At 31.2% G+C, this 23,402-nt stretch carries 33 protein-coding genes and 1 riboswitch; of the genes, 5 read left to right on the forward strand and 28 right to left on the reverse strand.

The genetic code is table 11. The features are described from left to right. Positions 1–30 precede the first annotated feature (30 nt). The 9 genes from LQ694_RS00435 to LQ694_RS00475 all read right to left on the reverse strand — a co-directional run bounded on the left by LQ694_RS00435 (position 31) and on the right by LQ694_RS00475 (position 6,902). On the reverse strand, positions 31–909 hold the full coding sequence (locus LQ694_RS00435; protein WP_049318791.1) for a polyprenyl synthetase family protein: 879 nt from the start codon (positions 907–909) through the stop codon (positions 31–33). Then, positions 890–1,108, reverse strand: coding sequence for an exodeoxyribonuclease VII small subunit (gene xseB / locus LQ694_RS00440; RefSeq protein ID WP_025904939.1), 219 nt, complete (start codon positions 1,106–1,108; stop codon positions 890–892). The genes LQ694_RS00435 and xseB overlap by 20 nt, the downstream gene beginning before the upstream one ends. Positions 1,109–1,113: 5 nt before the next feature. Continuing rightward, positions 1,114–2,439: an exodeoxyribonuclease VII large subunit gene (xseA, locus tag LQ694_RS00445; protein ID WP_058611601.1), complete on the reverse strand. Its 1,326-nt coding sequence runs from the start codon at positions 2,437–2,439 to the stop codon at positions 1,114–1,116. Between the two features lie 12 nt (positions 2,440–2,451). After that, complete coding sequence (nusB, locus tag LQ694_RS00450) at positions 2,452–2,844, reverse strand: transcription antitermination factor NusB (protein WP_025904941.1); 393 nt, start codon at positions 2,842–2,844, stop codon at positions 2,452–2,454. 56 nt (positions 2,845–2,900) lie between these two features. Then, positions 2,901–3,260 (reverse strand): Asp23/Gls24 family envelope stress response protein, encoded by a 360-nt coding sequence (locus tag LQ694_RS00455; protein ID WP_025904942.1) that lies wholly within the window; start codon positions 3,258–3,260, stop codon positions 2,901–2,903. Positions 3,261–3,272: 12 nt separating this feature from the next. Beyond that, positions 3,273–4,631 (reverse strand): acetyl-CoA carboxylase biotin carboxylase subunit, encoded by a 1,359-nt coding sequence (gene accC, locus LQ694_RS00460; RefSeq protein WP_196968290.1) that lies wholly within the window; start codon positions 4,629–4,631, stop codon positions 3,273–3,275. A 1-nt stretch (position 4,632) separates the two neighbouring features. Further along, a complete protein-coding gene (gene accB, locus LQ694_RS00465) occupies positions 4,633–5,082 on the reverse strand; it encodes an acetyl-CoA carboxylase biotin carboxyl carrier protein (protein ID WP_037588238.1) in 450 nt (149 codons plus the stop codon). A 181-nt stretch (positions 5,083–5,263) separates the two neighbouring features. After that, a complete protein-coding gene (gene efp / locus LQ694_RS00470) occupies positions 5,264–5,821 on the reverse strand; it encodes an elongation factor P (protein ID WP_196968291.1) in 558 nt (185 codons plus the stop codon). Positions 5,822–5,846: 25 nt separating this feature from the next. Continuing rightward, on the reverse strand, positions 5,847–6,902 hold the full coding sequence (locus tag LQ694_RS00475; RefSeq protein ID WP_077233440.1) for a M24 family metallopeptidase: 1,056 nt from the start codon (positions 6,900–6,902) through the stop codon (positions 5,847–5,849). Between the two features lie 99 nt (positions 6,903–7,001). Here LQ694_RS00475 and LQ694_RS00480 point away from each other — a divergent pair, with 99 nt between their 5' ends. Together LQ694_RS00480 and LQ694_RS00485 are read left to right on the forward strand one after the other, a co-directional pair. Next, complete coding sequence (locus tag LQ694_RS00480; protein ID WP_196968292.1) at positions 7,002–7,592, forward strand: hypothetical protein; 591 nt, start codon at positions 7,002–7,004, stop codon at positions 7,590–7,592. 55 nt (positions 7,593–7,647) lie between these two features. Further along, positions 7,648–7,860 (forward strand): SA1362 family protein, encoded by a 213-nt coding sequence (locus LQ694_RS00485; RefSeq protein ID WP_048539730.1) that lies wholly within the window; start codon positions 7,648–7,650, stop codon positions 7,858–7,860. A gap of 31 nt (positions 7,861–7,891) precedes the next feature. On the opposite strand, the gene LQ694_RS00490 is transcribed toward LQ694_RS00485, so the two are convergent. Next, complete coding sequence (locus LQ694_RS00490) at positions 7,892–8,722, reverse strand: lipoate--protein ligase family protein (RefSeq protein ID WP_070368876.1); 831 nt, start codon at positions 8,720–8,722, stop codon at positions 7,892–7,894. 120 nt (positions 8,723–8,842) lie between these two features. On the opposite strand from LQ694_RS00490, the gene LQ694_RS00495 reads away from it, so the two are divergent. Beyond that, positions 8,843–9,223: a rhodanese-like domain-containing protein gene (locus tag LQ694_RS00495; protein WP_025904950.1), complete on the forward strand. Its 381-nt coding sequence runs from the start codon at positions 8,843–8,845 to the stop codon at positions 9,221–9,223. Positions 9,224–9,268: 45 nt separating this feature from the next. Here the strand turns inward: LQ694_RS00495 and gcvPB are convergent, their stop codons facing one another. The 10 genes from gcvPB to comGA all read right to left on the reverse strand — a co-directional run bounded on the left by gcvPB (position 9,269) and on the right by comGA (position 17,461). Next, the gene (gene gcvPB, locus LQ694_RS00500; protein WP_196968293.1) at positions 9,269–10,744 is read right to left on the reverse strand and encodes an aminomethyl-transferring glycine dehydrogenase subunit GcvPB; all 1,476 of its coding nucleotides are present in this window, start codon (positions 10,742–10,744) and stop codon (positions 9,269–9,271) included. After that, on the reverse strand, positions 10,737–12,080 hold the full coding sequence (gcvPA, locus tag LQ694_RS00505) for an aminomethyl-transferring glycine dehydrogenase subunit GcvPA (RefSeq protein ID WP_058611607.1): 1,344 nt from the start codon (positions 12,078–12,080) through the stop codon (positions 10,737–10,739). Before gcvPA ends, gcvPB begins: the two co-directional genes overlap by 8 nt. An 11-nt stretch (positions 12,081–12,091) precedes the next feature. After that, entirely contained in the window at positions 12,092–13,180 is a 1,089-nt protein-coding gene (gene gcvT, locus LQ694_RS00510) for a glycine cleavage system aminomethyltransferase GcvT (RefSeq protein ID WP_196968294.1), read from the reverse strand. An 80-nt stretch (positions 13,181–13,260) separates the two neighbouring features. After that, positions 13,261–13,356, reverse strand: a riboswitch (glycine riboswitch). A gap of 16 nt (positions 13,357–13,372) precedes the next feature. Beyond that, positions 13,373–13,861, reverse strand: a complete 489-nt coding sequence (locus tag LQ694_RS00515; RefSeq protein ID WP_196968295.1) for a shikimate kinase — start codon at positions 13,859–13,861, stop codon at positions 13,373–13,375. 234 nt (positions 13,862–14,095) lie between these two features. Further along, on the reverse strand, positions 14,096–14,530 hold the full coding sequence (locus LQ694_RS00520) for a competence type IV pilus minor pilin ComGF (protein WP_196968296.1): 435 nt from the start codon (positions 14,528–14,530) through the stop codon (positions 14,096–14,098). Continuing rightward, entirely contained in the window at positions 14,505–14,786 is a 282-nt protein-coding gene (comGE, locus tag LQ694_RS00525) for a competence type IV pilus minor pilin ComGE (RefSeq protein WP_058611610.1), read from the reverse strand. The genes LQ694_RS00520 and comGE overlap by 26 nt, the downstream gene beginning before the upstream one ends. Beyond that, positions 14,770–15,216 (reverse strand): competence type IV pilus minor pilin ComGD, encoded by a 447-nt coding sequence (gene comGD, locus LQ694_RS00530; protein WP_227531649.1) that lies wholly within the window; start codon positions 15,214–15,216, stop codon positions 14,770–14,772. The genes comGE and comGD overlap by 17 nt, the downstream gene beginning before the upstream one ends. After that, the gene (gene comGC / locus LQ694_RS00535; RefSeq protein WP_058611611.1) at positions 15,197–15,514 is read right to left on the reverse strand and encodes a competence type IV pilus major pilin ComGC; all 318 of its coding nucleotides are present in this window, start codon (positions 15,512–15,514) and stop codon (positions 15,197–15,199) included. Before comGC ends, comGD begins: the two co-directional genes overlap by 20 nt. A 14-nt stretch (positions 15,515–15,528) precedes the next feature. After that, positions 15,529–16,569: a competence type IV pilus assembly protein ComGB gene (comGB, locus tag LQ694_RS00540; protein ID WP_196968298.1), complete on the reverse strand. Its 1,041-nt coding sequence runs from the start codon at positions 16,567–16,569 to the stop codon at positions 15,529–15,531. Then, on the reverse strand, positions 16,559–17,461 hold the full coding sequence (gene comGA / locus LQ694_RS00545) for a competence type IV pilus ATPase ComGA (RefSeq protein ID WP_218697438.1): 903 nt from the start codon (positions 17,459–17,461) through the stop codon (positions 16,559–16,561). The genes comGB and comGA overlap by 11 nt, the downstream gene beginning before the upstream one ends. A gap of 153 nt (positions 17,462–17,614) precedes the next feature. Between comGA and LQ694_RS00550 the strand changes: the two genes are divergently transcribed. Then, positions 17,615–17,863: a DUF2626 family protein gene (locus LQ694_RS00550; RefSeq protein ID WP_025904960.1), complete on the forward strand. Its 249-nt coding sequence runs from the start codon at positions 17,615–17,617 to the stop codon at positions 17,861–17,863. A gap of 33 nt (positions 17,864–17,896) precedes the next feature. On the opposite strand, the gene LQ694_RS00555 is transcribed toward LQ694_RS00550, so the two are convergent. Then, a complete protein-coding gene (locus LQ694_RS00555) occupies positions 17,897–18,529 on the reverse strand; it encodes an MBL fold metallo-hydrolase (RefSeq protein WP_058611613.1) in 633 nt (210 codons plus the stop codon). A 97-nt stretch (positions 18,530–18,626) separates the two neighbouring features. Here LQ694_RS00555 and LQ694_RS00560 point away from each other — a divergent pair, with 97 nt between their 5' ends. Further along, a complete protein-coding gene (locus tag LQ694_RS00560) occupies positions 18,627–18,866 on the forward strand; it encodes a DUF2759 domain-containing protein (RefSeq protein WP_016911885.1) in 240 nt (79 codons plus the stop codon). Positions 18,867–18,895: 29 nt separating this feature from the next. On the opposite strand, the gene LQ694_RS00565 is transcribed toward LQ694_RS00560, so the two are convergent. From LQ694_RS00565 to phoU, 7 genes are all read right to left on the reverse strand, one after another. Further along, positions 18,896–19,210 (reverse strand): MTH1187 family thiamine-binding protein, encoded by a 315-nt coding sequence (locus LQ694_RS00565; protein WP_058611614.1) that lies wholly within the window; start codon positions 19,208–19,210, stop codon positions 18,896–18,898. Further along, positions 19,210–20,181 (reverse strand): ROK family glucokinase, encoded by a 972-nt coding sequence (locus tag LQ694_RS00570; RefSeq protein WP_218697436.1) that lies wholly within the window; start codon positions 20,179–20,181, stop codon positions 19,210–19,212. The genes LQ694_RS00565 and LQ694_RS00570 overlap by 1 nt, the downstream gene beginning before the upstream one ends. Beyond that, entirely contained in the window at positions 20,178–20,369 is a 192-nt protein-coding gene (locus tag LQ694_RS00575; RefSeq protein ID WP_078099923.1) for a YqgQ family protein, read from the reverse strand. The genes LQ694_RS00570 and LQ694_RS00575 overlap by 4 nt, the downstream gene beginning before the upstream one ends. A 4-nt stretch (positions 20,370–20,373) precedes the next feature. Continuing rightward, the gene (locus LQ694_RS00580; RefSeq protein ID WP_096791885.1) at positions 20,374–21,822 is read right to left on the reverse strand and encodes a rhomboid family protein; all 1,449 of its coding nucleotides are present in this window, start codon (positions 21,820–21,822) and stop codon (positions 20,374–20,376) included. Then, positions 21,823–22,377 (reverse strand): 5-formyltetrahydrofolate cyclo-ligase, encoded by a 555-nt coding sequence (locus LQ694_RS00585; RefSeq protein ID WP_096791884.1) that lies wholly within the window; start codon positions 22,375–22,377, stop codon positions 21,823–21,825. It lies immediately after the preceding gene. 150 nt (positions 22,378–22,527) lie between these two features. Next, on the reverse strand, positions 22,528–22,677 hold the full coding sequence (gene rpmG, locus LQ694_RS00590; protein WP_016911879.1) for a 50S ribosomal protein L33: 150 nt from the start codon (positions 22,675–22,677) through the stop codon (positions 22,528–22,530). 76 nt (positions 22,678–22,753) lie between these two features. After that, entirely contained in the window at positions 22,754–23,401 is a 648-nt protein-coding gene (gene phoU, locus LQ694_RS00595) for a phosphate signaling complex protein PhoU (RefSeq protein ID WP_096791883.1), read from the reverse strand. Between the last annotated feature and the right edge of the window lies 1 nt (position 23,402).

Here is a 23,402-nt window from a genome sequence, read left to right on the forward strand (position 1 = left end):
GTGACCAGTCATCTACATTATATAAATAGATTAATTTTCTCTATTTGCAAATAATTTTGTGAGAGACTTAAGTTCTTCAGTGTTATATTGGTCTTCTAATTGTTCAAGTAAATATAACGCTTGATTCACATGTTGTTCTAAAGCAACTTTAGTATTGGTCTTACCTAATAGAGACACATAAGTGCTCTTCTGATTCGCGACATCACTGCCAACTGACTTGCCTATTTTATCGAAATCCCCTTCAATATCTAGTAAATCATCTTTAATTTGGAATATTAATCCTAATTCTTGGCTAAATGAATCTAGTAATAAAAATGTCTTGCTATTAACTTTAGCGATCGTACAAGCTGCAACGACAGAAAAACGTATCAGTGCTCCAGTTTTGTATCTATGGATTTTGCGTAAAGTATCTAGTGAAATTTCTTTGTTTTCACTTTCCATATCTAACACTTGTCCGCCTACCATACCTTGATGGCCTGCTGATTCAGAAAGCAATCTGATCAATTTAACTTTGTCGTCAGCTTCTATATATGTATCTTTAGTAATCAGTTCAAAAGCCTTTGTTAATAATGCATCACCAGCTAAGATCGCAGTCGCATCACCATAGATTTTATGATTCGTTTTCATTCCGCGTCTATAATCATCGTTATCCATAGCTGGTAAATCATCATGTATAAGGGAATATGTATGTATCATTTCAAGTGCTTTTGCAGTTTCCATTCCTTTATTAATATCTGTCTTCAACATCGATAACGTCATTAATAATAGTACAGGACGAATACGCTTACCACCTGCTAATAAAGAATAACGCATACTTTCTTCTAATTGTGTGTTTACAACTGAATCTAGTTTCGTTTGATTAAGTGATTCAGTGAACTTGTCTACATAACTATTCATGATTTGACTCATCTGAATCACCTTCTTTTTGAACAAGTTTATTTACTTTATCTTCAGCTGCTTTAAGTTTCGTTTCACATTTACTACTTAATTCAATACCTCTTTGATAAAGTTCAATTGATTCCTCAAGAGAAATATTTTCTTCGTCTAATTTACCGACGACTTTTTCTAATTCTTCCATCATTTCTTCAAAAGTTTGTTCTTTAGCCATATTTGTCACCTGATTTCCTTAACATTAGCATTTATTTTACCATCTTTTAAATTGATTGTAATATCATCGTCAATTTTTAAATCATTTTTGCTTGTAATGATTTTATCATTTTTTTCGATGATTGAATAACCTCTTAACATAATTTGAGTCGGACTTAACGCATCTAGTTGCGCTAACTTGCTTGTCAGCACTTGTTTTTTTTGACTTATAATACGATTAACGAGCTGTGTTTGAAGCATGTTTAAACGATTAAAGTCTTGTCTAAATTGAAAAGTCTTATTATAAATTGTTGTGATTCGCAATTTATTCTGTAAGATATCTAGCTTATGATTATTACGCGTAACAGTTTGTTCTAAATTTCTAGATAATTGTTTTTGTAATTCATCTAACTTCTGAGTTTCTTGATCATATAGCAACGAAGGCGTCTTCAATTTATAATATGATGAAAGTTGTTTTAATTTATGTTTATCTTGTTGAATAGTTTGCGTGATATGTTTTGTTAAATACTGTCTAGCATTTGAAATAAGTTGATACAGCGCATTAATATCTGGTGTCGCAATGACTGCAGCTTGTGTTGGTGTTGCGGCTCTTACATCACTGACAAAATCACTTAATGTCGTATCTGTTTCATGACCAACTGCTGAAATAACAGGCGTCTTACAATGATAAATGGCTTCTACAACTTCTCTTTCATTGAAGCTCCATAAATCTTCAATAGATCCACCACCACGACCAACGATAATAACATCAACGCCCATGGAATCAGCTTCTTTAATATTGTTAATGATATTATCCTTAGCTCCTTTACCTTGAACTAAAGTGCTCATTAACACTTGTTCTGCAAGTGGATATCGCTTATCTAAAGTAGAACATATATCTCTTATCGCAGCCCCAGTCGATGCTGTCAACACAGCAATTTTCTTAGGATATTTAGGTATACTTAATTTATGCTCTTGGTCAAAGTAACCTTTTTCTGCTAATTCTTTTTTGAGTGCTTCAAATTTTTCATACAGAAGACCCACACCATCTAATTGCATAGATTGAACATAAATTTGGTAAGCACCTCTTGATTCATAAACCCCTATTCTACCTTCAACAAGTACTTGGTCACCTTCTTTAGGATTAAACGACAATTGATTTGCGCTCGATTTAAACATCATAGCACTGAGCACACCTTTATCGTCTTTTAATGCAAAATAAAGATGACCACTTGAATGTCTTTTAAAGTTTGAAATTTCACCTTTAATAAAGACATTAAGTAGATGTGGATCTTGATCAAATTTATATTTGATATATTTAGTTATTGCTGTAACTGATAAATACTTATCCATTTATATCACTCTTTAACTTTTTGATAAACTGCTTAATACACCATTAATAAATTTATAGTGATCATCATCACTGTATACTTTCGCAATTTCAACTGCTTCATTAAATATTACTTTCTCTGGTGTATCTGTATATTTCAATTCATAAGTTGCCATTCTTAAAATGATTCTATCAGTTTTAAGTAAACGGTCTAATGTCCAGTTTTTTAAATGTGGACTTACAATTTCATCTAATTCGTCTTTTTTCTCTATAACTTCTTTAACAAAGTTCTTAACGTATAAATATTGTTCACCTTTAAAATCTTCTACTAAATATTGAATCGCTTCTTCTACTGTTAAATCAGTTTTGTTATTTTCTAATTGATATAGTGATTTAAAGACAATCTCTCTTAGTTCAGTTCTTTTCATATTCTTCTCCTTCAAAGAATAAGAGGATGCACGCATCCTCTTAATTAATCATTTTATTATTGGAAATGTATATTAACGATATGTACATTAACTTCTTTTGGTGTTAATGCCGTCATCGTATTTAATGCTTGTTTAATTTCTGATTGAACTTTACGTGCTGTTTCAGAAATTTTTGTACCGTAGTCAAATGTACAGTAGACATTAATGTAGATGCCGTCTTCTTTAATATCGACTTTAATACCTTTACCAAAATTCTTTTTCCCGAATTTTTCTAAGGAATTCTTATTAAAAACGGATTGCATATGAGATACACCTTTAATGTCAGTAGTCGCAATGCTCGCAATGACCTCAATAACTTCTGGCGCAATCTCTATTTTACCTAAAGAAGGCTTTTTATTTTCAATTGTTTTAGCCATTTGAATCCCTCCCTATTTGTCTTCATTATTTATAATATCATGAATCTCTAGGAAATTGGTATTAAAATCACCTGATTCAAATACATCATTTTCTAACAATCTTAAATGGAATGGGATCGTTGTATCAATGCCAGCAACTAAAAATTCTGATAAAGCTCTTTTACCGATTTGAATAGCATCCGTTCTATCTTTACCATGAACAATAAGCTTCGCAACCATTGAATCATAATAAGGTGGAATCGTATATCCTGTATAACATGCTGAATCAATTCGCACACCAAACCCACCTGGTGTTAAATATTGATTAATTTTACCTGGTGATGGCATAAAATTCTTAAATGGACTTTCTGCGTTGATTCTGAATTCAATCGCATGTCCACTTAAGTCAACTTCTTCTTGTGTAACTGGTAAAGTTTCACCACTTGCTACTTTTAGTTGAAGTTTAACTAAATCCATTCCAGTAACCATCTCAGTAACAGGATGTTCTACTTGAATACGCGTATTCATTTCCATGAAATAGAACGTTTCAGCATCTAAATCATAAATAAATTCAATTGTACCGGCATTTTCATAATTAACGGCTTTAGCTGCTCTAATAGCCGCTTCACCCATTTCTTTACGCATTTCTTCAGAAAGAACTGGTGAAGGAGATTCTTCTACTAACTTTTGCATACGTCTTTGGATTGTACAGTCACGTTCACCAAGATGTATAACATTACCTTCTGAATCACCCATTACTTGTATTTCAATATGTCTAAAGTTTTCTATGAACTTTTCTAAATATAAACCTTTGTTACCAAATGCTGTTTCAGCTTCTTGTTGTGTCATTCTAAATCCTGTTATAAGCTCTTCTTCATTACGTGCAATTCGGATACCTTTACCACCACCACCGGCAGTTGCTTTAATAATAACGGGATAACCAATTTTCTTTGCACATTTCTTTGCAATTCTTACTGTATCTACTAAACCATCACTACCAGGAACAACAGGTACGTTTGCTTTGATCATTTCTTCTTTAGCAACGTCTTTAATACCCATCTTCTGGATAGATTGATAACTAGGTCCAATAAATTTAATTTGGCATGCTTCACACATTTCAGCAAAATCACTATTTTCGGCTAAGAAACCATATCCAGGATGGATACCGTCACAACCTGTTGATTTGGCAATTGAAATAATATTAGGAACGTGAAGGTATGAATCTTTAGATTGTGTCGGTCCAACACAATAAGCTTCATCTGCTATTTGAGTATGTAATGCATCTTTATCAGCTTCTGAATAAATTGCGACCGTTTGTATGTCTAATTCTCTACAAGCTCTAATGATTCTTACTGCAATTTCCCCTCTATTTGCAATTAATACTTTTTTCATATTACTTCACCTTGAATAACGGTTGGCCATACTCTACCATTTGTCCGTCTTCAACTAATATTTCAGTGATTTCACCAGAAACTTCTGCTTGAATTTCATTAAATAATTTCATTGCTTCTAAAATACATACAGTTGTATCAGCTTCTACACGTGAACCTACTTGAACGTATGGACCTTCATCAGGAGATGGTGATTTATAGAATGTACCAACCATTGGCGCATTAATTGTTAAACCACTTGGTGCTTCTTGTTCAACATTTTGTTGTGGTGCTGATTGAGTTGCTTGTTGTGGTTGTTCTGCAACGACATTTGTTGCTCCTTGGCTATAAATGATTTCTTGTTTAATATCTTTTTTTAAAGTTAGTTTAAAATCTTTATCATTAATATCAATTTCAGTTAAAGAAGAATTATCTAACACATCAACTAGTTCTTTAATTTGTTTTAAGTTCATTTGAAAAACTCCTTTTAAATTCTAATACGTTACACTTCATACATTTTACTTTAGTGGTCATACCAATTCAAGAGATTTTAATATTTAATTATAAATGTAAATAAGATACATTCCTAATTTAACTAAAATGATTGAGGCCAGGACACAAGTTACTGTCCAGGCCTCATTTTAATGTTTAATATTAACCTCTTGATACGTAGCTTCCGTCAGTAGTGTTAATGACAAGTAAATCACCTTCATTAACAAATAACGGTACGTTTAAACTATAACCTGTTTCAACTGTAGCTTGTTTAGTTGCACCAGTTGCTGTATCACCTTTAATACCAGGTTCAGTTTCTGTCACTTGAAGTGTTACTGTATTTGGTAATTCAATACCAATTGTTTCACCTTCGTAAGATTGGATTTGAACTTCCATATTTTCTTTAATAAATTTAAGTTCATATTCTAGTTTATCACCAGGTAATTCTAGTTGATCGTAAGTTTCGTTATCCATGAACACATGGCCATCACCATTAGCATATAGATATTGCATACGACGATTATCGATTTGAGCTTTTTCAACTTTTTCACCGGCTCTAAAAGTTTTCTCTTGGATTGCACCAGTTCTTAAGTTTCTTAATTTAGAACGAACGAATGCCGCACCTTTACCTGGTTTTACATGTTGGAAGTCCATAACTTTCCAAATGCCATTATCAACTTTAATTGTTAAACCTGTTTTAAAATCATTAACTGAAATCATTCATTTTCCTCCTATTTATACCTTCTTATAAAATAATAAGGTCTTTTGAAGATTTAGTAAAGCGCTGTAAGCCATTTTTTGTAACTAATACGTCATCTTCGATTCTAACGCCACCTAAACCATCTACATATATACCTGGTTCTAATGTGATACACATATTTTCTTCAAGTACAATATCTGATTTTTGAGATAATGCTGGACCTTCATGTACTTCTAATCCAATACCGTGTCCTAATGAATGGCCAAATTGTTCTCCATATCCATAACTTTTAATAACATCTCTTGCAATTGTATCTGCCTCTTTACCAGTCATCCCCGGTTTAATTTGCTCTAAAGCTGATAATTGTGCTTCTAAAACAATATTATAGATTTTCTTCATTTCTTCTTTAGGTTCACCAATAGCAAATGTTCTTGTAACATCACTAACGTATCCTTCATATAGTGCACCGAAGTCTAATGTAATCATATCTCCTTCTTCGATAACTTTATTACTTGCTACACCATGCGGTAATGCACCACGGTAGCCAGAAGCAACAATCGTATCAAATGAAGAACATGTTGCACCTTTCCTTCTCATGAACATTTCCATTTCATTATTCACTTCATTTTCAGTCATGCCTGGTTTAACCCATTTTAAAATGTGTTCATATGTTTCATCTACAATGTCAGCTGCTTTCTGAATTTGTTTAATCTCAAATTCATCTTTAATCATTCTGATTGTTTCAATAACACCTTCAATAGAAGAAAGTTCAACTGCATCTGTATTTAATGCTTGATATTCATTATACGTAATTAAATGTGTTTCAACGCCAACGTTTTTATATTGACCTTCTTTTATCAGCTCATTAATCTTACCTAGCATTGGTCCTTCTTGATTAATAACTTCAAAATCTTGAGCTTGATCATTCGCTTGTTGAATGTATCTAAAGTCTGTAATTAAAAGGGATTTATCTTGTGTAATTAGTAGACTACCACTTGTCCCTGTAAATCCAGAAAGATATCTTCTGTTATACGGTGATAGAATTACAACTGCTTCAAGACCTTTTTGATTCATGACTTCTCTTAATTTATTAATTTTCATAATTATCCCCTTTCTATTTGTACAATAAATCTATATACATTAAAATAATATCATACATATCGAAATTTTTTCACAGTAAAACATTGGGAGTAAATAAACATGAGAAAAACAATTATAACAATCATGGCAAGTACAGTTGTCTTATCTGCGTGTGGAAATGATAAAGTTCAACAACTTGAAGAAAAGAAGTCTTCATTAAAAAGTGATAATCGAAAATTAAAACAAGAAGTATTAGACTTAGAAGATAAAAACAAAACATATAAACAAAAAGAAAATAGTGTTAAAAGCAAAATTAAACAAAATGAACAAGAATCGTCTAGCCAGTTTACGACTCAATATTTAAAGTCATCTACAAAATTTGTAAATGAAACGAAAACGAATATTGCGAGTTATAACAAAATTAAGAAAAATGTAACTTCAAAATTCGACGACGAACATACTAAAAATGAATTAGAAAATATTTATCACGATCAAGAAAACATTACAGATAGATATAAAAATGAAATGAAAGGTAAAACTATTCCTAAAGATTATAAATCTCTTCATAAAAGCATGTTAAAGCTATCAACAAGTATTGAAAAAGTGTTTAAAGATTTAAATGATGCATACGATAAGAAGGATAAAAAAGGTATCCAAAAAGCAATTCAAGAGCTTAATGGTCTAGATAAAGAGATAGATCAAATTGAGTGAGATTATACATAAAATGTGCTATATTAAATAGACTAATAATTTAAGGTGAGATTTTATGAAAAATGTTTTATTCTATTTAATTATTGCTATAGCAGTTTTTGGATTAATTATGAATCTTGATTTCTTTATTATGGGCTTCATTCGTATGATTGTCTCATTAATCATATTCGGATTAATCATCTATCTAATTTACTATTTCTTCTTTTTAACGCCAGATCAACGAAAATATAAAAAAGCAATGCGCAAACAAAAGCGTAGAAATAGATAAAAAAAGAGACTATTGAAGTCTCTTTTTTTGTTTACTTTCTATAAGTCCAATCTTCTGATTTATATTTTTCTTCTAATTGTTTAATTTCAGCAAGCTGCTCTTCGGTAAATTCAAGTGGTTTATATTCTATATCTAAACCTTTCTTAAATCCTTCATAAAATGCTGTTTCCATTTCTTCTAAAGAGATGTATTTATCTGATAAATCATTGATAGCAACTGCTTTATCTGTAAATGCAGCTTTCATTTTATCTTTTAGTCGATCATTTCTATATATAAACATATCGAACAATTCATCAACATCTATATCTTGTAATATTGAACCATGTTGCAAGATAACGCCTTTTTGACGTGTTTGGGCACTGCCTGCTATTTTTCTATCTTCTACAACAAGTTCATACCAACTTGGCGCATCAAAACAAACTGAACTACGTGGTGTCTTAAGTTTATCTCTTTCTTCTTTTGTCTTTGGAATTGAAAAGTATGCGTCGAATCCTAATGATTTAAAACCTTCTAACAATCCTTCTGAGATTACTCTGTAAGCTTCAGTTACCGTTTTAGGCATATTAGGATGCGATTCTGGAACGATGACGCTATAAGTTAACTCTTTATCGTGTAAGACACCTCTACCCCCTGTAGCACGTCTTACAAGTCCAAAACCTTTTTCTTTTACTTTTTCAATATCGATTTCTTTAGTTAGTTTTTGAAAATATCCAATTGATAACGTAGCTGGATCCCAAGTGTAAAATCTAATAACAGGATCGATTTCTCCTCTACTCACAAAATTCATAAGTGCTTCATCAACTGCCATATTATAATATGGATTATTCGATTTCGTGTTTATAAAGTGCCAAGTTTCTTTCACAATTAAAACTCCTATTCAATTAATTCTTATGTACTTTTCTATTTTAGCAAAAAAATTTTGATAAATCTCACAAGAAATCTTATAATAAGGGTATCGACTTGAATTGGGAGGAATCAGACCATGAATTATTGGTATATCGCGCTCATAGTCCTAGTCTTGATTATCATTTATATGGCAATTAACTATTCATTAAATAAGCGCGCAGTAAAAGAATTAGATCAAAATGAATTCCATAAGGGATTAAGAAAGGCACAAGTAATAGACTTGCGTGAAAAGGCTGATTTTGACTATGGTCATATTATCGGGGCAAGAAATATACCGATGAGTGTATTTCGTACAAGATATCAAGGTTTACGAAAAGACCAACCTATATATTTCTGTGACGCAAATGGCGTAGCAAGTTATAGAGCTGCTAGAATGATGAAGAAAAAAGGTTACACTGAATTATTCATGCTTAAAGGCGGCTATAAAAAATGGACTGGTAAAGTTAAATCTAAATAATATTAAAGCGTCTTGATCGTTATATGCGACCAAGACGCTTTAATATTATGCTTTTTCTTCTTTTAGTAATTCAAATTTAAGTACTGGTTTTCTTGCTGCTTGTGTTTCATCTAATCGACCAATGACAGTTGTATGTGGTGCTTCTAATACAACTTCTGGTGATTCTTCTGCCTCTTTAGCAATTTGAATAAGTGTATCACAGAATGCATCTAATGTTTCTTTAGATTCTGTTTCTGTTGGCTCAATCATCATACATTCTTCCACGTTGATTGGGAAGTATATTGTTGGTGGATGGAAGTTGAAGTCTAAGAGACGTTTAGCAATATCCAATGTTCTTACACCAAGTTTTTTCTGTCTTGAACCACTGATTACGAATTCGTGTTTACAGTGTTGTGTATATGGTGTATCAAAATGATCTTGTAATCTTCTCAACATGTAATTAGCATTTAATACAGCTGTTTCTGAAACTGCTTTTAATCCATCTGGACCCATTGTTCTAACATAAGTATAAGCTCTTAAATAGATACCGAAGTTACCGAAGAATGGTTTAACTCTTCCGATAGATTGTGGCATATCATGTTCGAATTTAAATGTATCATTTTCTTTAACTACTGTTGGTTTTGGTAAAAATGGTACTAAATCTGCTTTAACACCTACTGGTCCTGAACCAGGTCCACCGCCTCCATGAGGTCCTGTGAATGTTTTGTGTAAGTTTAAGTGAACAGCGTCAAATCCCATATCACCAGGTCTAACTTTACTCATAATCGCATTTAAGTTAGCACCATCGTAATACAATTTTCCACCTGCTTGGTGTACGATTTCTCTGATTTCTAAAATATCTTCTTCGAATAATCCTAATGTGTTAGGGTTTGTTAACATGATAGCAGCTGTGTCGTCTCCAACTACACGTTTTAAGTCTTCGATATCAACTAATCCTTTTTCATTAGATTTTACAGTTACTGTATCGAAACCTGCTACTTTTGCAGAAGCTGGATTTGTACCGTGAGCTGAGTCTGGTACGATAACTTTCGTTCTATTGAAATCGCCATTTGCTTCATGGAAAGCTTTAATCATTAATAGTGCTGTCCATTCACCGTGAGCACCTGCTGCAGGTTGAAGTGTTACTTCATCCATACCAGTAATTTCTTTTAAATGTTCTTGTAAATCATAAATGATTTCTAATGAACCTTGTACAGTTGAAACATCTTGTAATGGATGTGCGTTTGCAAAGCCAGACATTCTAGCGACTTTTTCATTAATTTTAGGATTGTATTTCATTGTACATGAACCTAAAGGATAGAATCCTGTATCTACACCATGGTTTTTATTAGATAATTCAGTGTAATGGCGCATTAAATCTAATTCACTAACTTCTGGTAATTCTGCTTTTTGTTTTCTAGTAAATTTATCTCCTAAAAGATCTTGAACATCTTGTGTTTCAACATCTTTTTCAGGTAAAGAATATGCAAATCTATCTTTTCTAGATCTTTCAAATATTAATTCACTTGATGGTTTACGCACTGTATTCACCTACTTTTTTGATAAATGTGTCGATTTCTTCTTTTGTTCTTAATTCTGTTACTGCAATTAACATATGATTGTTAAACGCTTCATCTATGAAACCTAAGTCAAATCCACCAATAATACCTTCCTCAAGTAATTCAGCATTGATTTCACTTATCGGTTTGTTAAATTTAACAACAAATTCGTTGAATGAAATACCTTCTAACACATCAAAACCAGCATCTTGCATTTTTTGTTTCATGTAAGTTGTCTTTTCCATGTTAAGTTTAGCCATTTCAAATACACCATTTTTACCTAATGCACTCATACAAACTGATGCTGCTAATGCATTTAGGGCTTGGTTAGAACAAATATTTGATGTCGCTTTATCTCTTCTAATGTGTTGTTCACGTGCTTGTAACGTAAGAACAAAGCCTCTATTGCCATCTTCATCTTGTGTTTGACCAACTAATCGACCTGGTAGTTTTCTCATGAGTTTCTTAGTAGATGCAAAATAACCACAATGAGGTCCACCATATTGTGCTGGAATACCGAATACTTGTGCATCACCAACAACAATATCAGCACCGAATTCTCCAGGAGGCGTAATTAAACCTAGTGATAAAGGATTACTTGATACAATAAATAAAGCTTTTTTATCTTCAATTAACTGTTTAATTGCTTCTAAGTCTTCTAAAGAACCAAAGAAGTTAGGATATTGAACACATACTGCTGCAGTATCGTCATCGATAGCTGCTTTTAACTTTTCTAGGTCTGTTACAGTACCGTCTAAATCAACTTCAACTACTTCTATATCTTGTGCTTTTGTATACGTTTTAAGTACTTCTATAGATTGATAATGTACAGATTTAGAAACAATCACTTTTTTCTTCTTAGTGTGACCTGCTGCAAGAACAGCTGCCTCAGCAAAAGCAGTTCCACCATCATACATAGATGAGTTGGCTACATCCATACCAGTTAATTCGCAAATTAAAGTTTGAAATTCAAAAATTGCTTGTAATTCACCTTGTGAAATTTCTGGTTGATAAGGTGTATAAGCAGTATAAAATTCTGAGCGTGATATAACATGATCAACAACAGTTGGAATATAGTGATCATATACGCCAGCGCCTAAAAATGAAGCATGTGTTTCACTTGTGATATTTTTATTCGCAATTTGAGATAGTTCACGTAATAAAGGCGTTTCAGCTTTCTTTTCTTTAATATTTAACGGTTTATTAAACCTTACAGATTCAGGTATATCCGTAAATAATTCATCTACAGATTGAATACCAATGACATCTAACATTTCAGATTTATCTTTTTCAGTTAAAGGTATATAGCGGTGACCCATTTTATTCACTCCTATGATTTAAATGATGATTTTTTAACAATTTTAGCTTTTACTTGTCTTTTTCTAACTTGTATTAAAATTTCTTTATCTAATTCAAATGCACCCTTCTCAATTAATCCCATAGCAATAGATTTACCAGTTGACGGAGACTGTGTTCCAGAAGTTACATAACCAATTTCATTGCCGTCAGTATCTAGAATTGCATAATCTGTTCTCGGTATACCTTTATCTATCATTTCTATACCAATTGATTTTCTTGGCGCACCATTTTCTTTTTGTGCTTTCAAAACATTTTTACCGATAAAGTCATCTTCAATTAATGGTTTAACAGCAAAGCCAATGCCAGCTTCATAAGGTGTGATTTGTTCAGATAAATCTTGGCCATGTAGTGGTAAAGCAGCTTCAAGTCTTAAAGTATCACGTGCACCAAGACCACATGGAACAACATTTTCGTTAATAAAACCATCCCAAATAGCTTTAGTGTCTGCAGCATCGCAATAAACTTCGAATCCATCTTCACCTGTATAACCAGATTGAGATAATATAACTTCTTTCCCGAATAGTGTTACATTTTGTTTGAATTCAAACATCTTCATTTCTGTTACATCAACACTTACTAATTTTTGAATTAATTCGCGTGCTTCTGGACCTTGTATTGCTAATTGGCCATATTGAGAAGATTTATTTTCAACATTTACATTAAAATCTTTAATTGATTTTAACCATTCGTAATCTTTATCTGTATTACCTGCATTGACAACTAAGAAATAAACTTTGTCGTCTAATTTATAAACAACTAAATCATCAATCACGCCGCCATCTTGGTTACATAGCGTTGTATATTGAGCTTTACTATCCGTTAATAATGTTGAATCATTTGTTAAAGTGTATTGAATAAACTGATCCGCTTCTTCACCTGTAACGATAATTTCACCCATGTGACTAACATCAAAAATACCTACATGATTTCTAACTGCATTGTGTTCCTCTTTAATACTTGAAAATTGGACTGGTAAAGCCCATCCAGAAAAATCAATTACTTTCGCACCTTTATCTATATAAGTTTGATACAAAGGTGTTTGTTTTAAATCTGTCGTCATCATAACTCTCCCCTTCTGAATATGTATAATAAAAAAACAGGGTAGCTTTCGCTACCCTGTTGAAGTGCTCTTCAGGAATGCGTCACAAAGTTATCCTTTTGCCTGAGAGATTCACTCAAATCTGGCTTGCTCCTTCGGCGATGAATATATCATTCATTCTCTCTAACTTTGATCATTCGCAAATATTTAAGCTCATAGAGATTCAATAATCTCACTTGCAACTACTTCTCTAGGTCTGTTAGCATCAATATGCTTGAATGCGATTTCATTATAACTTAATTCTCGTTTTGAATACAAGGCTTTTAATTCATTTAATGACTTTCCGTTAGCATTCGGTCTGTTATTATCATGATTAATTCTATTAAATAGAATTTCAACATCACATTTTAACCAAAAAGCATTGTCATTTTGCTTTAATAATTCCTTACATAATTTTGATTCTACAATACCGCCACCAGTTGAAATAATCACATCTTGGTCAATCCATTTTTTTAAAGCTTCGTACTCTAAATCTCTAAAATGTTTTTCACCATATTTTTCAAAAATTTGTGGGATTGGTAATTGAGTTGTTTCAACGATATAAGTATCTATATCTACTAAACTTTTGTCATAATGTTCGCTCAACAAATTTCCGATAGTTGTTTTGCCAACACCCATAAATCCAATTAATACGATTGACATTAAATCTACTCCTCAGTTGTTTCATTTCAACTTAAACTTTATTCTATCTCATTATTCAGAAAATAAAAAGCTTAAAATTATTTATTTATCATTATTTTTATTTCACGTATATAGTATTGTTCTAAATTGTGATAAGTATTAAGCTTAAAGCTATATTGTACTAAGTAAAATGACAAAAAGGAACTATAAATAAATAATATTCCAAGTAATAACGGTAAAATAAAACCAGCATCATTAGATATAAATTTCTTCATGTATTTCTTTATCGCCTTTTCTTATAATTATAAATAATTTAAACGTTTCTTTTGATATTTTATCTACTTGAAAAGCCTTCACATTATTAACTAAAGTGATGTTACCTCGGCCATTGATACTTTTTATTATTTTTTCATTTAATAATGTGAATTCTATAGATCGTATTTCATTTACGAATTTAATCCTGTTATTTGCGCTGTCTAATTTTATAGTACTTTCTTTTATTTCATCGGAGAGTTCTTTTCTGAACATCATCAATTCAAAATGCGTATGATCCATTGCATTATCCTTAAACAAATAAAGACTTTTAATGAGCAATGGAACTAAAGCTAATATAATTAATAAAAATGATAATGACAGTAGCATTTCTATCATGGTAAAGCCTTTATTATTTTTCAATACATATTTTTTCATTTTTCAATTCATCTTTCATACAAACTTTTGTAGTAAACTCTAAATATTTATATCTCTTTACATCATATTTTGGTTCGGTAGATTTTGATTGCACAGTTTGATAGAGCAGTTGGTAAAGCTTAATTCTATCGTGTTCACGAGTGATATTTTCATTTAATGTTGTAACTAAAGGCAGTAATGTCCCACTCAATAGCATTATGATAAAAATAGACAACATAAAATCTATAAACACATACCCATCATGTCGTTTCAACAATTCTATATCTCCCTTTCTCGATGCGAAAAATAACATGATACTTTCTTTCATTAAATTCCACTTTTAAAGTACCAAATTGATTAATATTCCCTTCTCCATCAAAAACTAATGTCGTAAACTGGTTATTTTTAGAAATACGACCTTTATAGAGTGATATGGATTGGATCTGATTCTTCTCAATTTGATAAAATATTTTATCTGAATTAGGTTTAAACCAAACTAATATAGGTTGCTTTTGTGATAGTGATTTCGTTTCTAAGAACTCTAATTTCGTTTCAAAATCATCAATGCCATTGTCTAACCCGCTACGAGCCAGTGCGTTTATGGATAAATACATCGTCACCATAAAGATAATACTGATGATGGATAACACAATAATCATCTCCACCAACGTAAAACCTTTATTATCATTAATGTGCAACAACTTCACCGTTTTCTAGCGTAATTGTTTCTCCTGATTTACAAGTCAGTTGCTTTTGGTTAATATAGCCATCACTTATTAAATCATTTATAGAATTTGGTTTAGCATCGTGTTTCAATGTATAAGCTTCTACTTGACCAGCTACCATTTTCACTTGTGCTTGGCATCCAGTACTTTTTACCGTCTCTGATTGCTTGCTGATGTTTGGTATGATGATCACCAATAATATACTTATGATTAAAAGGACAATTAACATTTCAACCAATGTAAACCCTTCTTTTTTACTTAAAAATTTAAATCTTTTCATTTAATACATTCCTTTCACTTTATACCTTCTACCATTTGTAACATCGGTAGAATGATAATTAAATATAGCGTTACAATTAACAAAGCTAGAACACCAAATACGACTGGTTGTATCCATTTGAGATGTTTCAAAAAAGTCTTTTCTAATGTATCTAGCATAAAAAGACTATAATAATAAAGTTCTAAATCTAATTTAGATTTATTTTCTCCGTGATTAATATAGTGTATAAAATTAGATTCAAAGCACCCTAACTTTTTAATTGAATTTGGGAATGTCATACCAGTACATAATGATTGATTAATAGAATGTCCAATATATTTCAAAAAATCATCTTTAGTTTGCAACATATATATTTCAATTATTTTAGTAAGGGTAATGCCATTTTGAATAAAAAAGGAAAAATCTCTAGATATACGATATGAGTTATACATCGTTATATAACGATTGATTAGTGGTATTTTCTTATATAAAGTTATTTTACGAGCCATTTCTTTATCCATAAAATTCATATAACTGATAAGATAAGCGAGGAATAAAATGAGGACTAATGCAAAAATAGTTGTTGGTAAATAAGAAAATATTGTCGTGATAATACGCAACGAAGTGGAAATTTCTACATTCATCGAAGCATAAATTTCTGTGAATTGAGGAATAATGGTTTGATTCACAACAGCGAGTAACATAAAAAAGATGCTGAATAATAAAGCGGGATATTGAATTGTTTTTATAAATCTTTGTTTAACTTGTTCAATCTTTTTTAAATATAGGATAGAGTGTTCTAACGTTTCATTCAAATTACCATATTTTTCGCTAAAGTATATTTGAGTAATAATGACTTGCGGATAATTAAACAGTTTAAGTATTTCATGTAATTGCCCAGTCTCTTTAACAATTTCACAAGCAGTCGTGTTTAAATTGTGCTTTTTAAGTTGTATGAATTGATCAGACAGTAATTGAATAGCTTCTAGTAATGTAAAACCTTGCTTTAACATATCTAACAGTCGTGTTAAGTATAATACTTGGTCTTTCTTTAATACATTTTTCTTACGTTTCATAATCATTCTCCATATATTTAATAATGTCATCTTTAAAAATATAGGACATATCTAATGTTCTTGCTTCATCACATTTCTTCACAAGACGTTGGTTCGTAATACATGAAATACCTTGTTTAATTTGTTCGACTGTTACACCTAGCTCAACTAGTCGGTGGATTGCCCCGATTGTATCACTCGCATGCATTGTTGAAAGTACTAAATGACCACTTAAACTAGCTTGAATAACTTGCTTAGCAGTAATATCATCTCTTATCTCTCCAATCATAATAACGTCCGGATCACATCTTAAAATGGCTTTAAAGGATTGTTGATAAGTTATGTTAGCTTTTTCATTGACTGAAACTTGAACGATGCCATTTAACGTTTGTTCTACAGGGTCTTCAATCGTAATAATATGTTTATTCTTCTCTCTCTTTAATGCGTACATAAGTTCATACATTAATGTAGTCTTACCTGATCCAGTTGGACCCGTAAATAAAAATAGCCCTTCTGATTGATACATTCTGTTTTGTAGAACGTTATATGATTGATGCTCTGATTTCACTTGTGAATGATTAAAATGTTGAGGGGTTATTCTAATGGAACTAGATTCTATCCCTAAACTGATAGGTATCGTGGAAATTCTTAAATAGTAATGTATGTCATGTTCAAATAAATATTGACCACTTTGTGCTTTATTTCGTTCACTTACATCTAGATGAGCGATAAATTTCATATAAATAAGTAGCCTACTATACAAATTAAAATCTAAATCTAAATCATAAGGTATATTATCGCCATTTATCCTCACTTGGACAAAGACTTTATCATCGTTTAAAGGTACAAAGTGAATATCACTCGCATTAGAATTGATAGCATCGTTAATAATTGACTTAAATAATTTCTCCATAATCTCCTCCTAATATATATAAACGCTTCCAATTACCGAAATTACTTGTTTAAAGCTTATGAATTTGCGTCAAAATGCTATTTACTTTTGTATGGAGTAACTTTATAATTAAATATGAATAAGAAAGTAAACACAGAGGGGGTTCTTAAGAAGATGGATAAAGTTTATAAAACTCTAGGCTTCTGGACTGCTATTTTTGCTACGATGTTTTATGTCGGCGGTATGGACATGATGGCATATTTCTTCTTAGCACAAACTGGATTTTTCGTATTGTTGGGATACTTAAAATTAACAGAAAGAATGTATATGTATATATTCGCAATTTATTTAGTATTATGTTTTGTTGGATTTACATATTATTCTACATTCTTATTAGAGCCAAGTTTTGGAGCACATCATTAAAAGAAGCATTACACAAACGTGTAATGCTTCTTTTTAATTAAATCCATTTAAATACGGATTTGTCATTTCTTCATCTGCTATTGTTGTTTCCGGTCCGTGACCTGGGAAAATAGTTGTATTTGGATCTAATTCTAACAACTTATCTTCAATTGAATTCAGTAATGTTTTTGTATCACCTTTGTATAAGTCTGTTCTGCCAATTCCACCTTTAAATAATGTATCACCTACTATAGCAAAGTCACCAAATACAAATGATAAACTACCAGGTGAATGTCCTGGTGTATGGATCGCTTCGAATTTAAATTCACCAATCTCATATTCCCCAGGTTCCATTATTTGTGGAACAGTATGTTGAACCACTTGTGGTAGCTGATACATTGCAAATTTTTTAGAACCATTTTTCTCAGTATCTGTTAGCCACGATTTTTCTTCACGATGTACATATACTTTCGCATCAAATTCATTTGCGACATCATCTACTGCACCTATATGATCAAAATGAGCGTGCGTTAATAATACAGCACTCACCTTTTTATGATATTGTTTAATTTGTTTATTTAAAAACTCGCCATTATCTCCTGGATCTATCACGAGTAATTCGTTTTCACCTTCGAGAATATAACAATTTGTTTCTACAATTCCTAATGAAAAACTATGTACTTGCATTTTATTTCCTCCTCTTTTAAAAAGTATCTCGACAAAACCACATATTAATTATACAATTAATATGATAATAAAAGAAATTTGTATTGGGGGTATTGGAATGCCATTTATCGACACAGGGGAACTATTTGAGTTATTTGGAGTAAAAATCCATATCGGTGTTAATATTTTCTCATTATTAATGCTAGCTGTTTTTATTCTAGCTATATTTGGTTTAATTTCAGCATTCAAAAACAAAAATATTTTGGGCATTCTTTTTGGTGCAATAACTGTAGTATCTTTTGGGTTCTTCTCATTAGCTACAATCTTTACATACGGTTATCCAATTTTACATCATTAAAGAAAAGACGAGTTTACACTCGTCTTTTTTTATTTGTTCAAATGTTTATTAACAGAATCTAATTTATCGTTCATTTTTCTAGACTTATCTCTTCTATCATCAATTCGAATATTTGTACAAACTCTGTCTAACCCTTTATTGAATGGACTTTCATGAATTTCTTGTATAATTTCAAGTAAATCTTTTAGATTACCTTCAATAAGTGTATTCATTGGTGTTAATTGATAATCAATTGTACCTGCCTTTTTATGCTTTTCAAGAATTATTTGTATATCTGCAATATATTCACTCACACTAGGTCCTTCTGTTCCTACCGGTATTACGACTACGTCAACAATCGCCATTATTCATTCTCCTTTTCTATTACATATGTCTTGATTAGACCAGCTGCACCAATAATACCTGCATCATTTCCTAATTGTGCAACTACGATGTCTGTACCATCTTGAGCAGGTTTAAATGTCATTTTTTCATAATGCTTTTTAATAAATTGGATGAGAATATCACCGGCTTTACTAACGCCTCCACCAATTATAATATATTTAGGGTTCGTCATGACACTGACAACACTTGCAGCATAAGCAATGTAACCAGCAACTTTATCAATGATAAATAAACTGAATTCATCTCCTGATTTTGCAGCATCAAATACGTCTTTAGCTGTTACATTTTTACCTGTAATTAAGTCATGAATACTTGATTTCATATTGATATTTGGATAATAATGATGTACTAAATTAATAACACCTGTAGCTGAAGCAACTGTTTCAAGACAGCCCTTCATACCACAATTACATTGAAATCTTTTCTTTTGATCTACTAAGAAATGACCTATTTCAGCGCCTGAACCATTATGGCCATGAAGTAATTCGCCATTTGAAACAATGCCGCCGCCTACACCAGTTCCTAACGTCATACAAACAACGTCACTTTCATTTTGGCCAGCGCCTTTAAATTTTTCACCTAAAGTTGCGACATTCGCATCATTATCTACGTAAATAGGGCCATCAAAATATTGTTGCATATGTTTTCTAACTTCTATGTTACCAGTCCAATTTAAATTTACAGCACCATTGACGATACCATTTTCAAAGTCAATTGGTCCAGGTACACCAATTCCCATACCGATAATGTTTTTGATATCGATATCTTTTCTATTCAGATGCACAACGAATGAATCATATATATTCTCTAAAATGCCTTCTCCTGTTTTATTCGTTGAAATTTCCCATTTCTCTTCAATATTTAGCGAACGATCAAAAATCCCTAATTTACAAGTCGTACCACCAATATCTGCTGATAAAATATGTGTCATTTTTTCTCAATCCTTCTCTGATTTATAATAAGTCTTGCTTGTAAAAATGTTTCTTTATCAATAAGCATAGATTGATACATAGCTTTTATTTCTTGTTCCATCATTTCTAGTTGATCTTCTTCATCTTTAAAATAAATGATATAACCAAACTTTTTAAGTAATTGTTGTACGTCATATAAATTATTCATAAAATTAACTCCTAAACGCATCAATTTCATCTTTTAATGCTGCATAATGTTTATTCTTTTTATCAAGCTTTATTGCCTTATTAATAAACTTATTCGCTTTATCATAGTCATCTTTTGCTCTATAACCTAAAGCTAATTGGTAATTTAATTTAGCTGAATTAGGAAAAACTTTTAAGCCTCTTTCCCATTCTAGTATCGCTTCATTCAAAGACGTATTATTCGCCACGATTAAACCACTTAAAATATATGTCTCATCCGACTCGAAGTTCTTCTCTTTAATTTGCTTTACCATTGTTTCTGCTCTATCAAAATCACCGTTATTCATAGCATCTTTCGTTAATTCATCATATATATAATGTTGTTGTCTGTTAAATATGATAACAATCAAAATGATGATAATCACTATAAAGGCAACAATATAATAAAGTTTGAATTTGTCGTGTTCCATCCATTTGTAGATTATAAACATTAAGATTGCCCCACCAACAAATCCACCTAAATGAGCGAAGTGGTTTACATTATTAATAAACAAAGCTAACAACGAAATAATCGCAATACCAATAAATGTTTGTAATACAAATTGTTTATTAATATTTTTACGTGTAAATAAATACACAATAAAAGCACCAATTAATCCGAAAATAGCACCACTTGCACCAATTGAAATGGATTGTGTGTCAATACTAAGTGACACAATTCCTGCAAATAACCCTGATATGAAATAAATGGTGAACATTTTAATGGAACCTAATGCACCTTCAATCAGTTTACCGAATATAATGAGTGAAAATACATTCATCATTAAGTGTGTAAAATTAGCGTGTATAAACATGGACGTTAATAAACGGTACCATTCACCATGAACAACATTGAAATGCACAAGTCCACCGTAATCGACTAAATTAATTTGGCCAAAATGATTAAAAATTAAAACTAAAGACAACCAAACAATTACATTAACAGCTACTAAAAAATATGTTACAGGTGAAAACTTAAGCATAAAGCTGTCAATAAAGCTCGCATTCAATAATTTGTTTTTATATGTTGTAACAGGATTTGTTCTATTACGTTTAATTTGATGCTTCGTTACGAAATGATGAGATACTTTCTCGAAATCATCAAGCTCATATAAAGCATAATATCTGACTTTAGGTCGTTTACTATGATTAAATTCAGTGAAGTCTATCCCTTTATCGGTAATATAAAATACATCTAATTGTTCAAAACTAAACCCTATACTATCAATTAAGTCACCTAAATGGTCAGTAATTTTTTCTAAGTCAAAATCAACTTCTTGATGTGTAGGCGTCTTATGTATAAACCTTTTGACAATTTTTTTAGATTCGTGAGTCAACCATATTTCTGCTTCTTCTTCATCAATCGATATTATTTTATAGCCTTCTGTATAAACTAAATAATATATCGACTTCCACATTTGTTTTGTTTTATCCATCTACTCTTCTCCATATATATCATTTGGTGTCAACATCTCATCAACTGGTATATCATGTGATTCAGCATCAAAGTTTCTTATCTGAAAAGGATATAACAAACTTATTGTATGTCCATTATAATGAGATAAATATTTATCATAATACCCTCCACCATAGCCTATTCGATAACCAGCATGATTAAATACAACACCAGGTACAATAATTAAATCAATATCATCACTAATTTCAGTTTCTTGATCAACATATTTAATTCCTTTTTGATCAATCGCAATGGAATTTAAATCATGTAGTCGTTGAAATTCCATTTGTTTCGTTTCGTAATTTGTTCTTGGTACGAATACTTTCTTACCTATATTCAATAGATGTTCAATAATAGGTATCGTATTGACTTCATGATCCATACTCATAACGATAGCAATTGAATTGGCTTGCTTAAAATTATTATGTACAAATAATTGTTCCTTTAAATTTAAATCATATTGTTCTTTTTGAGAATTGTCTTGATTTCTCATTAAATTCAATATTTCTTTTCTTAAATTTTTCTTGTTTGACATGAATTTAACACTTCCAAATATTGATTAAATTTTTTATCAGTTACACATAATATGATAACACAAGAATTATTGTGATAGGTAGTCGTACAACCTTTAAAGGTATTAAAAAAACACATTCCCGTATAATGGAATGTGTTTTTATTCGTTTTATTATTTTGTTTCTCTATGAAGAGTGTGTTTACCGTCACGAGCACAATATTTTTTCATTTCAATACGCTCTGGGTTGTTACGTTTATTCTTTTTAGAGATGTAGTTTCTTTCACCACAATCAGTACATGCTAAAGTTACATTTACGCGCATGATGAACCCTCCTATTCTTATTTCAATTAATATACGACCTTATTATAATACCATCTATGCTTATATAATTCCAGTACTATTTTTCAATAGGTTCATAGTGTTCACCAGTTATATAATAATAGCAACTTTCACTGATATTCGTGATATGGTCTCCAATTCTTTCTAAGTATCTTGCAGCAAGATGTGCTTGACCAGAAATAAATGGATCGTTATCGATTAAATATGTCGTGTTATTAACCTCTCGATATAAATCATCAATATCATTGTCACGATCGATAATTTCTTTTATCAATAGTATATCTTTATCATTAACTGCCGCTTCTAAGTCTTTTAACATTAACATTGCTAATTTACCCATTGTTTTTAATCTCGTTAGTATAAAGTAATCTGTTATTTTAACTCTTTTTCTGATTTGAGCAATATTAGTAGAATTGTCAGCCATTCGTTCTAATTCAGAAGCTATTTTCAAACCTGAAATCATAACACGAAGATCTGTCGCTATAGGTTGTTGCTTTGTTATTAGCATAACCACTTTTTCATTAATGTCATATTCCATTTGGTTTATTTTTTTATCATATTTGATTAAATTACGAGCATTGTTTCTATCTTCATCGCTCAATACAGATATAGATTGTTCTATCATAAAGTATACTTCTTTACCCAACACAAACAAATCATTAATGAGTGAATTTAATTCATCTTCATATTTTTCTCTAATAACCATA

It is taken from the genome of Mammaliicoccus sp. P-M58 (assembly GCF_022386165.1).
GTDB lineage: Bacteria > Bacillota > Bacilli > Staphylococcales > Staphylococcaceae > Mammaliicoccus > Mammaliicoccus sciuri.

What these genes read in the sequence shown, in the direction of transcription:
- LQ694_RS00480 (WP_196968292.1), top strand. Translation starts at nt 7,002, where the DNA reads ATGAGAAAAACAATTATAACAATCATGGCAAGTACAGTTGTCTTATCT.
- LQ694_RS00585 (WP_096791884.1), bottom strand. Translation starts at nt 22,377, where the DNA reads ATGTCAAACAAGAAAAATTTAAGAAAAGAAATATTGAATTTAATGAGA.
- LQ694_RS00555 (WP_058611613.1), bottom strand. Translation starts at nt 18,529, where the DNA reads ATGCAAGTACATAGTTTTTCATTAGGAATTGTAGAAACAAATTGTTAT.
- efp (WP_196968291.1), bottom strand. Translation starts at nt 5,821, where the DNA reads ATGATTTCAGTTAATGATTTTAAAACAGGTTTAACAATTAAAGTTGAT.
- LQ694_RS00580 (WP_096791885.1), bottom strand. Translation starts at nt 21,822, where the DNA reads ATGGATAAAACAAAACAAATGTGGAAGTCGATATATTATTTAGTTTAT.
- rpmG (WP_016911879.1), bottom strand. Translation starts at nt 22,677, where the DNA reads ATGCGCGTAAATGTAACTTTAGCATGTACTGATTGTGGTGAAAGAAAC.
- LQ694_RS00475 (WP_077233440.1), bottom strand. Translation starts at nt 6,902, where the DNA reads ATGAAAATTAATAAATTAAGAGAAGTCATGAATCAAAAAGGTCTTGAA.
- LQ694_RS00515 (WP_196968295.1), bottom strand. Translation starts at nt 13,861, where the DNA reads ATGTCAATCGTATTAATTGGATTTATGGGTGTTGGCAAAACAACTATC.
- xseA (WP_058611601.1), bottom strand. Translation starts at nt 2,439, where the DNA reads ATGGATAAGTATTTATCAGTTACAGCAATAACTAAATATATCAAATAT.
- LQ694_RS00485 (WP_048539730.1), top strand. Translation starts at nt 7,648, where the DNA reads ATGAAAAATGTTTTATTCTATTTAATTATTGCTATAGCAGTTTTTGGA.
- phoU (WP_096791883.1), bottom strand. Translation starts at nt 23,401, where the DNA reads ATGGTTATTAGAGAAAAATATGAAGATGAATTAAATTCACTCATTAAT.
- gcvT (WP_196968294.1), bottom strand. Translation starts at nt 13,180, where the DNA reads ATGACGACAGATTTAAAACAAACACCTTTGTATCAAACTTATATAGAT.
- LQ694_RS00570 (WP_218697436.1), bottom strand. Translation starts at nt 20,181, where the DNA reads ATGACACATATTTTATCAGCAGATATTGGTGGTACGACTTGTAAATTA.
- LQ694_RS00495 (WP_025904950.1), top strand. Translation starts at nt 8,843, where the DNA reads ATGAATTATTGGTATATCGCGCTCATAGTCCTAGTCTTGATTATCATT.
- xseB (WP_025904939.1), bottom strand. Translation starts at nt 1,108, where the DNA reads ATGGCTAAAGAACAAACTTTTGAAGAAATGATGGAAGAATTAGAAAAA.
- gcvPA (WP_058611607.1), bottom strand. Translation starts at nt 12,080, where the DNA reads ATGGGTCACCGCTATATACCTTTAACTGAAAAAGATAAATCTGAAATG.
- LQ694_RS00520 (WP_196968296.1), bottom strand. Translation starts at nt 14,530, where the DNA reads ATGAAAAAATATGTATTGAAAAATAATAAAGGCTTTACCATGATAGAA.
- accB (WP_037588238.1), bottom strand. Translation starts at nt 5,082, where the DNA reads ATGAACTTAAAACAAATTAAAGAACTAGTTGATGTGTTAGATAATTCT.
- accC (WP_196968290.1), bottom strand. Translation starts at nt 4,631, where the DNA reads ATGAAAAAAGTATTAATTGCAAATAGAGGGGAAATTGCAGTAAGAATC.
- LQ694_RS00435 (WP_049318791.1), bottom strand. Translation starts at nt 909, where the DNA reads ATGAGTCAAATCATGAATAGTTATGTAGACAAGTTCACTGAATCACTT.
- LQ694_RS00575 (WP_078099923.1), bottom strand. Translation starts at nt 20,369, where the DNA reads ATGAATAATTTATATGACGTACAACAATTACTTAAAAAGTTTGGTTAT.
- comGA (WP_218697438.1), bottom strand. Translation starts at nt 17,461, where the DNA reads ATGGAGAAATTATTTAAGTCAATTATTAACGATGCTATCAATTCTAAT.
- LQ694_RS00565 (WP_058611614.1), bottom strand. Translation starts at nt 19,210, where the DNA reads ATGGCGATTGTTGACGTAGTCGTAATACCGGTAGGAACAGAAGGACCT.
- comGB (WP_196968298.1), bottom strand. Translation starts at nt 16,569, where the DNA reads ATGAAACGTAAGAAAAATGTATTAAAGAAAGACCAAGTATTATACTTA.
- LQ694_RS00560 (WP_016911885.1), top strand. Translation starts at nt 18,627, where the DNA reads ATGCCATTTATCGACACAGGGGAACTATTTGAGTTATTTGGAGTAAAA.
- LQ694_RS00455 (WP_025904942.1), bottom strand. Translation starts at nt 3,260, where the DNA reads ATGGCTAAAACAATTGAAAATAAAAAGCCTTCTTTAGGTAAAATAGAG.
- nusB (WP_025904941.1), bottom strand. Translation starts at nt 2,844, where the DNA reads ATGAAAAGAACTGAACTAAGAGAGATTGTCTTTAAATCACTATATCAA.
- comGC (WP_058611611.1), bottom strand. Translation starts at nt 15,514, where the DNA reads ATGAAAAGATTTAAATTTTTAAGTAAAAAAGAAGGGTTTACATTGGTT.
- LQ694_RS00550 (WP_025904960.1), top strand. Translation starts at nt 17,615, where the DNA reads ATGGATAAAGTTTATAAAACTCTAGGCTTCTGGACTGCTATTTTTGCT.